Annotated in this window: 12 protein-coding genes; all 12 read right to left on the bottom strand. The window is 31.1% G+C overall.

The features are described from left to right. Nucleotides 1-2: 2 nt before the first annotated feature. The 12 genes from argB to ilvD all read right to left on the bottom strand — a co-directional run bounded on the left by argB (nt 3) and on the right by ilvD (nt 13,803). On the bottom strand, nt 3-785 hold the full coding sequence (gene argB, locus L3J60_RS01350) for an acetylglutamate kinase (RefSeq protein ID WP_291973597.1): 783 nt from the start codon (nt 783-785) through the stop codon (nt 3-5). Between the two features lie 266 nt (nt 786-1,051). After that, a complete protein-coding gene (locus L3J60_RS01345; protein ID WP_291973595.1) occupies nt 1,052-1,999 on the bottom strand; it encodes an N-acetylornithine carbamoyltransferase in 948 nt (315 codons plus the stop codon). Beyond that, entirely contained in the window at nt 1,992-3,122 is a 1,131-nt protein-coding gene (locus L3J60_RS01340; protein ID WP_291973593.1) for an aminotransferase class III-fold pyridoxal phosphate-dependent enzyme, read from the bottom strand. The genes L3J60_RS01345 and L3J60_RS01340 overlap by 8 nt, the downstream gene beginning before the upstream one ends. A gap of 10 nt (nt 3,123-3,132) precedes the next feature. Then, nucleotides 3,133-3,924 (bottom strand): pyrroline-5-carboxylate reductase, encoded by a 792-nt coding sequence (gene proC / locus L3J60_RS01335; RefSeq protein WP_291973592.1) that lies wholly within the window; start codon nt 3,922-3,924, stop codon nt 3,133-3,135. A gap of 10 nt (nt 3,925-3,934) precedes the next feature. Beyond that, a complete protein-coding gene (gene argC, locus L3J60_RS01330; RefSeq protein WP_291973590.1) occupies nt 3,935-4,912 on the bottom strand; it encodes an N-acetyl-gamma-glutamyl-phosphate reductase in 978 nt (325 codons plus the stop codon). After that, nucleotides 4,909-6,096, bottom strand: a complete 1,188-nt coding sequence (locus L3J60_RS01325; RefSeq protein WP_291973588.1) for an argininosuccinate synthase domain-containing protein — start codon at nt 6,094-6,096, stop codon at nt 4,909-4,911. The genes argC and L3J60_RS01325 overlap by 4 nt, the downstream gene beginning before the upstream one ends. A gap of 1 nt (nt 6,097) precedes the next feature. Next, nucleotides 6,098-6,715 (bottom strand): GNAT family N-acetyltransferase, encoded by a 618-nt coding sequence (locus tag L3J60_RS01320; protein WP_291973586.1) that lies wholly within the window; start codon nt 6,713-6,715, stop codon nt 6,098-6,100. 383 nt (nt 6,716-7,098) lie between these two features. Continuing rightward, nucleotides 7,099-8,361 (bottom strand): threonine ammonia-lyase IlvA, encoded by a 1,263-nt coding sequence (gene ilvA, locus L3J60_RS01315; protein WP_291973584.1) that lies wholly within the window; start codon nt 8,359-8,361, stop codon nt 7,099-7,101. A 14-nt stretch (nt 8,362-8,375) separates the two neighbouring features. Then, entirely contained in the window at nt 8,376-9,851 is a 1,476-nt protein-coding gene (gene ilvC / locus L3J60_RS01310; protein WP_291973583.1) for a ketol-acid reductoisomerase, read from the bottom strand. A gap of 16 nt (nt 9,852-9,867) precedes the next feature. Then, nucleotides 9,868-10,386, bottom strand: coding sequence for an acetolactate synthase small subunit (gene ilvN / locus L3J60_RS01305; RefSeq protein ID WP_291973581.1), 519 nt, complete (start codon nt 10,384-10,386; stop codon nt 9,868-9,870). Between the two features lie 3 nt (nt 10,387-10,389). Next, a complete protein-coding gene (gene ilvB, locus L3J60_RS01300) occupies nt 10,390-12,123 on the bottom strand; it encodes a biosynthetic-type acetolactate synthase large subunit (RefSeq protein WP_291973579.1) in 1,734 nt (577 codons plus the stop codon). A 3-nt stretch (nt 12,124-12,126) separates the two neighbouring features. Further along, complete coding sequence (gene ilvD, locus L3J60_RS01295) at nt 12,127-13,803, bottom strand: dihydroxy-acid dehydratase (protein WP_291973577.1); 1,677 nt, start codon at nt 13,801-13,803, stop codon at nt 12,127-12,129. Between the last annotated feature and the right edge of the window lie 25 nt (nt 13,804-13,828).

Genomic DNA, 13,828 nt, shown 5'->3' with positions numbered 1-13,828 from the left:
TTTTATATGGATAATGTTGTGTATCGTTTGTTATCGCTTCTAATTAATGAAGCATCTCCAATTTTTACTTGATGAACTCCTTTTTTTAAAGCATTAAAACAATTATGGAGTTTTGGCAGCATTCCGTCGGAAATAATTCCATCGCTAACCAATAATTGATACTTTTTAGAATTAATATGTTTTATTACGGAGTTTTCATCCTTAATATTTTCTAAAACACCTTTCAATTCAAAAACATAATTCAATTCAACTTTATATAATTCACTCATTGCAATGGCAACTTCAGAAGCAATAGTATCCGCATTTGTATTTAATAATTGTCCGTTTTTATCATGAGTTATTGCACAAAAAACAGGAGTCAAATTATGCTCTAAAAACACTTGAATAGTTTCTGAATTTACTTTATCTATATCTCCAACAAAACCATAATCAATCTCTTTTACAAGACGTTTTTGAGCCAAAATACTGTTTCCATCAGCACCAGACAAACCCATTGCATTACAATTATTTTGTTGTAATTGAGCTGTTATCTTTTTATTTAAAAGTCCTGCATAAACCATAGTTACTATCTCTAAATTTTGTTTATCCGTAATTCTTCTACCATTAACCATTTTTGGTTTTATTCCCATTTCCGCAGCCATTTCAGTTGCTTTTTTCCCTCCACCGTGAATTAAAATTTTAGGAGTTGACAATGCTGAAAAATCATTTAAAAATGAAGTTAATAATGCTTCATCATTAATAATATTTCCGCCAATTTTTACAATATGTAATTTTTGTTTTTTCATTTTTTATACTACTTAAATTGTCATTCTGAATTTATTTCAGAATCCCATCCTAATAATAACTACTTATTATGAGAACATGAAACAAGCCCGCCTGCTACTGGCAAGTTTAGGTTGACGTATTCTTTATTTTTAAAATAACAATCCATTTTAATATTCGTGTTGTGCATAGATTCCTGCCTTCGCAGGAATGACAACAAGAACTAATCAAAATTACTTCGACAAGCTCAGTGTGACATTTTTCTATTCTAACTACCTCAACTTTTCAACTATAAACTCTCCAATATTTTTTTTAACACAATTTGAGTTGCATAAGTTCTGTTATTTACCTGTTGAATTACAATGGAATTTTCCGAATCTAAAACCTCATCGGTTACAACAACATTTCTTCTTACAGGCAAACAATGCATAAACTTTGCATTATTTGTAAATTTCATTTTATCCGCTGTTATCATCCAATCTAAATCTGTTTTTAAAACTTGACCGTAATTAGTAAAAGAACTCCAGTTTTTTACATACACAAAATCTGCATTTTCAAAAGCTTTTTCTTGGTTGTATTCAATAATTGAATTTTTAGTTATTTTATTATCTAGTTCGTACCCTTCGGGATGTGTTATTACAAAATCGGCATCTTGCAAATGCATCATTTCTACAAATGAATTTGCAACTGCGTGTGGCAATGCTTTTGGATGTGGTGCCCAAGATAGCACCACTTTTGGTTTATGTTTTGTTTTATTTTCTTCTATTGTTATAGCGTCAGCTAGTGTTTGTAACGGATGCGCTGTGGCACTTTCCATATTTATTATAGGAATTCCTACATATTTTTTAAAACCATTTATTACCATTTCAGCCTTGTCCTTTTCTTTATTTTTTAAAGAAGCAAAAGCTCTAACAGCGACAATATCACAATATTGAGCAATAACTTTTGCAGCTTCTTTTATATGTTCTGATTTATCTTTATTCATTACTACACCATCTTCAAACTCCAATTGCCAACTATCATTTGTAAAATTCATTACCACCACACTCATTCCTAAATTAATTGCTGCTTTTTGGGTGCTTAATCGCGTTCTTAAACTCGCATTAAAAAACAAAAGTGCTATAGTCTTGTTTTTTCCAAGTTTAATAAACTTTGTGGGATTATCTTTTAAATCAATTGCCTCTTTTACAGTATCTTTTAGATTACCAATATCTGATATTTTTAAAAAATTATTCATCTAACAACTCTTTTAAAGCGTTTATAAAAATGGCTATTTGCTCTTTATTAATGTTTAAAGGAGGTAGAATTCTTAACAACTTTTTATTATTTGAACCTCCTGTAAAAATGTGTTTTTCAAAAATTAATTTTTTTCGAAGTTCTGCTACTTCAAAATCAAATTCCACTCCTAACATCAACCCTTTTCCTTTCACTTTTTTCACTTTTGAAACCGATTTAATTTCCTTTAAAAAATAATTATAAACTGAGTTAACATTATTAATTAAATCTTCTTTTTCAACAACATCTAACACAGAAATTGCTGCTACACAAGCCAAATGATTACCGCCAAAAGTGGTTCCCAACATTCCGAATTTGGCTTTGTATGTATCTAAAATTAATACGCCACCAATAGGAAATCCATTTCCCATACCTTTTGCTATTGTGATAATATCAGGTTGAATATTATGATGTTGAAAAGCGAAAAATTTTCCGCTTCTTCCGTAACCCGATTGAATTTCATCTAAAATTAATGGTACTCCTTTTTTATTGCAAACTTTTTGAAGTTGCTGAAAAAACTCCGTTGTTCCTTCATCTAATCCTCCAACTCCTTGAATTCCTTCTATAATTACGGCAGCTACATCATTTTTATCTAATTCGTTAATTACCAATTCAATAGTATTTAAAGGCAAAAAAGTAACTTTTTGTTGTAAATTGATAGGTGCATTTATGGTTGCATTATCGGTAACGGCAACTGCTGCAGAAGTTCTTCCATGAAAAGCATTTTTAAAAGAAATTATTTTACTTTTTCCTGTTATAAATGATGCCAGTTTCAACGCATTTTCATTGGCTTCAGCTCCAGAATTACATAAAAACAGCTTATAATTTTCACAATCTGATAATTTTCCTAATTTTTGAGCTAATTTTTGTTGTAACGGATTTTGAATGGAATTAGAATAAAATCCAATTTTGTTCAACTGCTTTGTAAATGCTTTTACATATTTCGGATGCGAATGACCAATTGAAATTACACCATGACCCCCGTATAAATCTAAATATTTTGTGTTGTTTTTATCCCAAACATAAGCTCCTTCAGCTTTTACAGGAGTTACATTATACAACGGATATACCTTAAATAATTCCATGTTATTTTTTTTAAATCTGATTAATTTTTTCAAAGGAAGTAACTAATCCTTTTATTAAAGATGAACTTAAGCCCTGATGTTCCATTTCGTTTAATCCTGCAATGGTACAACCGCTTGGCGTGGTTACTTTATCAATTTCTTGTTCAGGATGTCGTTCTGATTTTACTAACAAACTTGAGGCTCCTAAACAAGTTTGCATCGCTAATTCCTGGGCTTCTTTAGCATCAAACCCCAACTGAATGGCTCCTTGTGTTGTTGCCCTAATCAAACGCATCCAAAAAGCAATACCACTTGCACAAATTACGGTGGCGGCTTGCATTAATTTTTCTTCAATAAATAACGTTTTTCCCAAAGCATTAAAAATAGCAGTTGCTTCATTTAATTTTAATTGTCCTTTTTGGTTTGCACACATGCAAGTCATTGATTCTGAAACGGCTATCGCTGTATTTGGCATACTTCTAACAATAGCAATATCACTTCCAATAACTTGCTCAATTTCATCAATTTTTCTTCCTGTTATTACAGAAACAATAGTATGTATCTTGGGATTTAATGAAGATTTAATTTCATTTAAAACGGTATTTAATTGTTTAGGCTGAACGGCTAATAAAATAATTTCGGAATGTTTTACCGCTTCAACATTACTAGTAGTTATATTGACTTTTGGAGTATTTTCCCAATTAGAAAGCTCTGAAATTTTTCGTTTTGTTAAATATAACGATTGAAATTTTACACTATTATTTACAATACCATTGGCTATTGAATTTCCTAAATTTCCTGTTCCTATAATTGCTATTTTCATAATTGTAATGTTAAAATGATGTTGCTTTTAATTGTAATCCTTCTGTTTCATTAAATCCAAATAGTAAGTTCATATTTTGAATTGCCTGACCAGAAGCTCCTTTTAGTAAATTATCTATTACTGAAGTGATTAACAACGTATTTTTATGCTTTTCTAAATGAAGAAAACAATTGTTGGTGTTTACCACTTGTTTTAAATGAACTGGTGTTTTAGATATATGTGTAAATGGTGCGTTTTTATAAAAATCTTCATACAATTTATAAGCAATTTCCATATTTTTATCAAATTCTAAATACACTGACGCAAAAATTCCTCTACTAAAATTTCCTCTATTTGGTATAAAAAATAGTTTTTCTAAAAATCCTTCTTGAAGCGAGCTTAAACTTTCATTTATTTCAGCTAAATGTTGGTGAGTGAATGCTTTATACACTGAAAAATTATTATCTCTCCAGCTAAAATGGGTAGTTGTACCAGGTGAAACTCCAGCACCTGTTGCACCTGTTGTGGCATTAATATGTACTGAACTTTTTATTAAATTATTAGCAGAAAGTGGTAGTAATGCTAATTGAATTGCCGTAGCAAAACAACCAGGATTTGCAATATTTTTTGCTTTTTTTATAGCTTCTTTTTGCAATTCAGGCAAACCGTAAATAAATTCTTTACCTTGAAAAATGGCATCCTTTTCTAATCTAAAATCGTTACTTAAATCAATAATTTTAGTAGTTGAAGAAAACCGATGTTCTTCTAAAAACTTTTTAGAATTTCCGTGTCCCAGACATAAAAACAACACATCAACTTTATTATTTATAGTATCTGTAAATTTCAGATTAATTGAACCTAATAAATCTTGATGCACGTTATAAATATAATTCCCTGCATTTGAAGTACTGTACACGAAATCTAGTTCAACTTTTGGATGATTAATTAATAATCTAATTAATTCACCTGCCGTATATCCTGCTCCGCCAACTATTCCTACTTTTATCATAATTCTGAATTTACACTGTGATAAATTTTGTTTGCTGTTCCTAAAATTTTAATAAATCCTTTAGCATCTTCTGCAGTCCAAGCTTTATTAGTTTCACCATATTCACCGAATTTAGATTTCATTAAATTGTGTTTAGATTCAATTCCGTTTAAACTAAAATGATAAGGTTTTAGCGTAACAAACACTTCCCCCGTTACCGTTTTTTGAGAATCTGTTAAAAATGCTTCGATATTTCGCATTACAGGTTCAAAATATTGCCCGTCGTGTAACAACATTCCGTACCAACTAGCTAATTGCTCTTTTAAATTCTGTTGCCATTTTGAAAGCACATGTTTTTCTAACAAGTGATGAGCTTTTATAGTAATTACCGCTGCTGCGGCTTCAAAACCCACTCGCCCTTTAATGCCAACAATAGTATCGCCCACGTGAATATCTCTACCTATCGCATATTTTGAAGCAATTGCTTCTAACTTTAAAATGGTATTAACCGAAGATTCAAATTCATCGTTTAACCCAATTAGTTCCCCTTTTTTAAAATGAAGTTTAATATCTGTTGATCCTGTTTTTTCCAATTGACTAGGATAAGCTTCTTCTGGCAATGCTTGATGTGAAGTCAAGGTTTCAACACCACCAATACTTGTTCCCCAAATTCCTTTATTAATTGAATATTTCGCTTTTTCCCAAGGATAATTAACTCCACATTTTTTTAAATAGGTTATTTCTTCTTGTCTAGATAATTTTAAATCCCGAATAGGTGTAATAATTTCAATTTCAGGAGCTAAAGTTTGAAAAATCATATCAAACCGTACTTGGTCATTTCCTGCTCCTGTACTTCCGTGTGCTATATATTTTGCACCCATTTCTTTTGCATACTTAACCACTTCAATTGCTTGAAAAACTCTTTCAGCACTTACAGAAAGCGGATAGGTATTATTTTTTAATACATTTCCAAAAACCATATATTTTATGGCTTTATTATAATATTCTTCTAAAATATTTTTGTTTATATGTGAAGCAACACCCATTTCATAAGCTTTTGCTTCAACAATTTTTAGTTCTTCTTCTGAAAAACCACCTGTATTTACCAAAACACTGTAAACTTCTAAATTTAATTCATTTTGTAAATATTTAACGCAATAAGAAGTATCTAAACCTCCACTATATGCTACTATTACTTTTTCCATATTATCTTTTCTTTTTGTTAAGAAATAATGCTTGTTTTATCTTTTTTAATCGGTTCAGAACTTTTGAACTATATTTTTGTTTACTAATTTTAGCCTCATTATTTGGGTCATACAACATTCCTGTACATAAGCACATTTTTTTATCAGTTCTTACTAAAATATCATAATTACTACATGTTTTACAACCATTCCAAAAAGCCTCGTCATTAGTTAATTCTGAAAAAGTAACTGGATGATAACCCAATTCATAATTAATTTTCATCACAGCCAAACCTGTTGTAATACCAAAAATTTTAGCTTTTGGATATTTTTCTTTAGAATATTCTAAAATTTTCTTTTTAATTTTTTTTGCTAATCCTTGATTTCTAAAATTAGGATGCACAATCAATCCAGAATTCACTACAAACTCTTTATCATTCCAAGTTTCTATATAGCAAAATCCTGCAAATTTATTGTTATGAGTTGCAATAATAGCATTGTCATTTCTAATTTTAGTAGTAATGTATTCCACTGAACGCTCAGCAATGCCAGTACCTCTAACATCAGCCGATATTTTTATGGTTTCACAAATTAAGCTCACATATTTTATATGTGATGTATTAGCTATAACAATTTTCATTGTTTTAGTTTTTAGTTTAAATAAAATTTAATTGATGTTTTGAATTGGAAAACGAACGCATCGTTTTCAAAAGAATATTACGCCCTTACGGGACGGCGATTTGGAGAAAAACGTATAACTATAATTTCTAAATTGAATAAATTTAGTTTTAAAATAGATGTTATGTTAAAAGATAGTTGCAAAATAAAAATGGTAAAATGAAAATTAATAAACTGTTTTTAAAATCGATAGTATTAGCACGTACAGCGATAAACCTCAGCAAAGCGACTGGGATATTTTACAGTTGTATTTATATTAATTATTTTCATTAGGACAATATTACATTAAAATATTTAGACAACATTAAAATGTTAAATAATTAACATTTTATACAGTTATTGTTATTAAACCAAAAATTGAAAAAGCGATGGCTTATCATTTAAATATTCACCTAAAAATCCTTTTTCCTTCATTCTTTTAAGTAAAGGTTCAAAATCTGAAGGAGATTCTAATTCAATTCCAACCACCGCCGGACCTTTAGATCTATTATGTTTTTTGGTATATTCAAAAAAGGAAATGTCATCTTTTTCTCCTAAAACATCTACTACAAATTCTTTTAATGCTCCGGCTCTTTGTGGAAATTTAATAATAAAATAATGTTTCAACCCTTGATATAACAAAGCTCGCTCTTTCATTTCTTCCATTCGAGTGATATCATTATTTCCACCGCTTACTACACAAACAACCGTTTTATTTTTAATTTCTTCCTTATATTTTTCTAAGGCGGCTATTGATAAAGCCCCAGCAGGTTCAATTACTAAAGCATTTTCATTATACACTTTTAAAATGGTGCTACAAATTAAACCTTCACTAATGGTTTTTGCATCATCTAATAAATTTTTACAAAATTCAAATGTGATATCTCCCATTTTCATAACCGCTGCTCCATCTACAAATTTATCTATTTCATTTAATGTGGTATTTTTATTATTTTTTAAAGAAGTTGTTAATGATGGAGCTCCTTTTGGTTCAACGCCAATTAATTTTGTGTTTGGACTTAATATTTTAAAAACGCTGGAAACCCCCGATGCCAATCCGCCACCACCAACAGGCAAAAACAAATAATCAATTTTAGTTTTGCTATCGTTCAATATTTCTAAGCCAACTGTACCTTGACCAGCAATAACATCAATATCATTAAAAGGATGCACAAAAGTACTTTTGTTTTTGGTGCAAAATACTTCTGCTGCTTGCTGACTATCATCAAAACTGTCACCAACCAATTTAATATCAACATAATTTTCTCCAAACATTTTCACTTGATTTATCTTTTGATGAGGTGTAGTTACTGGCATAAAAATAGTACCTTTTACTTTTAATTCTTTACAAGCAAAAGCGACTCCTTGTGCATGATTTCCAGCACTTGCACAAACAATTCCGTTTATTAATTCCTCCTTTTTTAAACCTTGAATTTTATTAAAAGCACCTCTTATTTTATACGAACGGACTTGTTGCAAATCTTCTCGTTTAAAATAAATATTAGCGTTGTACTGTTCTGAAAAATTTTTCATAAAAAGTAAAGGTGTATGCATTACCACACCACTAATATTTTGTTGAGCCTTATATATTTTTTCTAGAGAAATGCTATTATTTTTAACAGTTGGCATACAAATAAGTTAAATTAATTTAATTTTTTCATGGCAGTCATAGAAGCCCTTAATTCATATCCAATTATTTCAATCGGATGGAATCTTATAGCTTCATTTACAGCTATTAATTCTTCATTATCTACTTTAGCATCAACATATTCATTGTATTTTTTACCAATCACATCAGTATCTATTTTATTTATAAAATCACTCAAAAGAGGTTTACAAGCATGGTCAAATAAATAACATCCGTATTCCGCAGTATCCGAAATAATTCGGTTCATTTCAAATAGTTTTTTACGAGCAATAGTGTTTGCAATTAAAGGTACTTCGTGTAACGATTCATAATAAGCAGATTCTTCTTTAATGCCTGCTTCGGTCATTGTTTCAAAAGCTAATTCAACTCCTGATTTTACAAAAGCAATCATTAATGTAGCATTATCAAAATAGGTTTGTTCTTTAATTTCTTCGGAAGTTGAAGGCGTTTTTTCAAAAGCAGTTTCACCAGTTTCAGCACGCCATTTCAATAAATTTTCATCATTATTATTCCAATCCTCCATCATCGTTTTTGAAAACTCACCGCTCATAATATCATCCATATGTTTTTGAAAAAGCGGACGCATAATTTGCTTTAATTCTTCAGATAGTTGAAAAGCTTTAATTTTTGCTGGATTAGATAAACGATCCATCATATTGGTAATTCCGCCATGCTTTAAAGCTTCGGTTACCGTTTCCCATCCATTTTGAATTAGCTTTGAAGCAAAACCAGCTTCAATATTTTTAGCTAACATTTTATCAAACATTAAAATAGATGCTGTTTGCAAAACGCCACATAAAATAGTTTGTTCTCCCATTAAATCGGATTTTACTTCAGCTACAAAAGATGAATGCAAAACACCTGCTTTATCTGCACCTGTACCAACAGCATAGGCTTTTGCTTTTTCAAATCCATCTCCGTTTGGATCGTTTTCTGGATGCACGGCAATTAATGTTGGCACGCCAAATCCTCTTTTATATTCTTCTCTAACTTCTGATCCTGGAGATTTTGGAGCTACCATAATCACCGTAATATCATCACGAATTTGCATACCTTCCTCCACAATATTAAATCCGTGAGAATAGGAAAGCGTTGCTCCTTTTTTCATTAAAGGCATTACGGCATTAATTACAGGTGTATGTTGTTTATCTGGCGTTAAATTAATTACCAAATCTGCAGTAGGTATCATTTCTTTATAATTACCAACTTTAAATCCGTTTTCTGTAGCGTTTTTATACGATTGCCGTTTTTCTGAAATTGCAGCATCACGTAAAGTATAAGAAATGTCTAAGCCAGAATCACGCATATTTAAACCTTGATTTAAGCCTTGTGCTCCACAACCAATAATTACAATTTTTTTACCTTTTAATTTTTGGACTCCTTCTTCAAATTCTGAAGAATCCATAAATTCACAAGTTCCTAATTGCTCTAATTTTAAACGAAGTGGAAGTGTATTAAAATAATTTTTCATTTTATATTTTTTAACTCTAATTTTCTAATAATATTTCTGAAATATCCATTTTTGGACGTGTAATTGCAATTCGTCCTGAACGCACAAATTGTAGCAATCCATAAGGTTTAAGTCGATCGTACATTTTATCTATATCTTCCTTAAAACCAGTAGTTTCAATTACAAAATATTGTTTTGTTATGGTAACCACATGTGCTCTACGAAGTTTTAATTTATTTTGAATGCGTTCATCATACATATATTTTGTTGATATTTTAAACATGGCAGTTTCTTGATAAATAACCTCTTCATCGGTATGATAAAAAGCACCAATAACTTCAATTTGTTTTTCTAATTGTAACACTACTTTTTTTATTAAAGTTTCCGCTACATTCACTAGAAAAGTAAACCGATGTACGTGATCAATTTCGGAATGACTTACCGTCATACTTTCAATATTTATATGCCTTTTTAAAAAAATTGCAGATAAACGATTGAGTAATCCAATATTATTTTCGGTATATACCGATACTGTGAAATTTTGTTTTTCTTCCATAACTTAACTTAATCTTATATCTGAAACACTTGCTCCTGTTGGTATCATTGGAAAAACATTATCTTCTGATTCAATAACAACTTCTAAAAAATAAGAAGATTTTGAAGCAATCATAGCCTTTATTGCTTTATCCAAATCCTTTCTTTTACTTACTCTATTTGCTTCAATTCCATAACCTTCCGCAATTTTTACAAAATCAGGATTAGTCATTACTGTTGAAGCGTATCTTTTATCAAAAAATAACTCTTGCCATTGACGAACCATTCCTAAAAAACTATTATTTAGCACCACTATTTTAACTGCTGCCTTGGTTTGTAAAATTGTACCTAATTCTTGAATAGTCATTTGAAAACCTCCATCACCAATTATCGCTATAACTTCTCGATTTGGAACTCCCATTTTTGCTCCAATTGCCGCTGGCAAGGCAAATCCCATAGTACCTAAACCTCCTGAAGTAACATTGCTTCTGGTTTTGATAAAATCGGCATAACGGCAGGCAAACATTTGATGTTGACCTACATCAGAAACAATAATTGCGTCACCTTTGGTTTCTTTATTAATTTTATTAATTACTTCACCCATAGTTAATCCATTTTTAGTTGGATTAAACTGATCTTTAATTATAGTTTTATATTCTATTTCGTATAGTTTAGTAAATTCATTTAACCAATTTTTATGATTGGCTTTATCCACTAAATTGATTATTTCAGAAAGAGTTTCTTTAACATCACCTAAAACTGCAACATCGGTTTTAACATTTTTATCTACTTCAGAAGGATCTATTTCAAAATGAATAATTTTAGCCTGTTTAGCATACATATTCAAATTACCTGTAACCCTATCATCAAAACGCATCCCAATAGCAATTAAAACATCGCATTCATTAGTTAAAACATTAGGTGCATAATTACCGTGCATACCTACCATACCTACATTTAACCGGTGCTTTGATTCAAGAGCTGATAGACCTAGCACTGTTGACGCAGAAGGAATATCCGTCTTTTCAATAAAGTTTTTAAATTCTTTTTCAGCTTTACCTAATATTACACCTTGTCCCCAAACAATAAAAGGTTTTTTTGCACTATTTATAAGTGTAGCAGCCTCTTTTATTTTTTCAATATTAAATTTTGGAATGGCTTTATAACTTCTGATTTTTTTACATTTTTTATAGGAAAAGTCCAATTCTCCAAATTGTGCATCTTTAGTAATATCCACTAAAACCGGACCAGGACGACCAGATTTTGCGATATAAAAAGCTTTTGCCAATATTTCAGGAATTTCACTTGCTTTTGTAATTTGATAATTCCATTTAGTAACAGGTGTTGAAATACCTACAATATCCGTTTCCTGAAAAGCATCAGACCCCAATAAATGAGAAGAAACCTGACCTGTAATGCAGACCATTGGCGTAGAATCTATTTGAGCATCAGCAATACCCGTTACAATATTAGTAGCTCCAGGACCTGAAGTTGCAAAAACAACTCCGGTTTTACCTGTAACGCGTGCAAATCCTTGAGCGGCATGTGTAGCACCTTGCTCATGACGAGTTAATACATGATGCAATTTACTTTTGTATTTAAACAATTCGTCATAAACTGGCATAATTGCTCCGCCAGGATAACCATAAACCAAATCTACTCCTTCTGCTAACAAACAATTTATTACCGCTTCAGCTCCGGACATTTTAATGGTTGTTTTAGGTTTTTCTTTTGTTAATGTTTTATTTAGTGTTTTCATATATTAAAATTCATCGGTTACGCAACCTTGAGAGGCTGTTGAAACAGTTTTAGCATATTTGTATAAAATTCCTTTTTTAGCTTTTAAATTGGGTTTTACCCAAGCTTGTTTTCTAGTTTTGAATTCAGTTTCAGAAATATTTAAATCAATGCGATGTTTAGCTATATCAATGGTAATTTCATCTCCATCTTTTATTAAAGCTATTGAGCCACCATCTTGTGCCTCAGGTGTAATGTGACCTACCACAAAACCATGTGTTCCACCAGAAAATCGTCCATCAGTAATTAAAGCTACCGATTTACCCAAACCTGCACCCATAATCATAGAAGTCGGTTTAAGCATTTCTGGCATACCCGGACCTCCACGAGGACCAACATATCTAATAACAATAACATCACCTTTTTCTACTAATCCTCCTGAAATGCCATCATTGGCAGCTTGTTCGCTATTAAAAACCTTGGCTTTTCCTTTAAACATAATACCTTCTTTACCTGTAATTTTTGCTACTGAGCCGTCTGGTGCTATAGATCCTTTTAGTATTTGAAGATGTCCTGTCTTTTTTATAGCTGATTCAATATTATGAATAACTTTTTGTTCAAATTCCATAGAATTAATAGCTGCTAAATTTTCGGCTATAGTTTTTCCGGTTACTGTCATACAATCACCGTGTAAATAGCCATTATTTAAAAGATATTTCATTACGGCTGGTGTGCCACCAATACCGTGTACATCTTCCATTAAATATTTACCGCTTGGTTTAAGATCGGCTAAAACAGGTGTTTTATCACTTATTCTTTGAAAATCTTTTAATTCAAATTTTATTCCAGCAGCTTTAGCTATCGCTAAATAATGAAGTACTGCATTTGTTGATCCTCCTAAAGCAATAACCACTGAAATAGCGTTTTCAAGAGATTTTTTGGTAATAATATCTAAGGGTTTTAAATCTAATTTTATAAGATTATCAATAGCATCTGCAACTAAGCGTGTTTCTTTATTTTTATCAGGATGTTCGGCAGGTAGTGATGCATTAAAAGGAAGTGAAAAACCTAAGGCCTCAATTGAAGAAGACATAGTATTTGCAGTGTACATACCACCACAAGCACCCGCACCAGGACAAGCTTTTTTTATAATTTCTTTATATTCATCATCACTTATTTTTCCAGCATTTTTTTCGCCCAAAGCTTCAAAAGCTGAAACTATATCTAGCTTTTTACCTTTATAATTTCCTGAAGCAATAGTGCCTCCATAAACCAAAATAGCAGGTCTGTTTAAACGCAACATCGCAATTAAAGCTCCTGGCATATTTTTATCGCAACCTACCACAGTTACCAAACCATCATAACTTTGGGCGTTCATGACAATTTCAATAGAATCGGCTATTACATCACGAGAAGGTAAAGAATAATTCATACCACTTGTTCCCATAGAAATACCATCACTTACACCTATGGTGTGAAACATTAATCCTACTAATTCTTTTTGGTTGACGTGGAATTTTATTTTAGCCGCTAAATTATTAAGGTGCATATTACAAGTATTCCCATCGAAACCTGTACTGGCTATGCCTATTTGCGGTTTTTTTAAATCGTCTTCAGTTAATCCAACACCATAAAGCATGGCTTGTGCAGCAGGCTGATTTGGATCTTGTGTAACGCGTTTACTATATTTATTTAGTTGCATTATTAACTATAATTTTTAGAGTTTA

The sequence above is a fragment of the Lutibacter sp. genome (genome assembly GCF_021647475.1).
Lineage (GTDB): Bacteria > Bacteroidota > Bacteroidia > Flavobacteriales > Flavobacteriaceae > Lutibacter.
The sequence above is the reverse complement of the archived record's forward strand: the minus strand, read 5'-3'. Positions and strand labels throughout refer to the sequence as shown.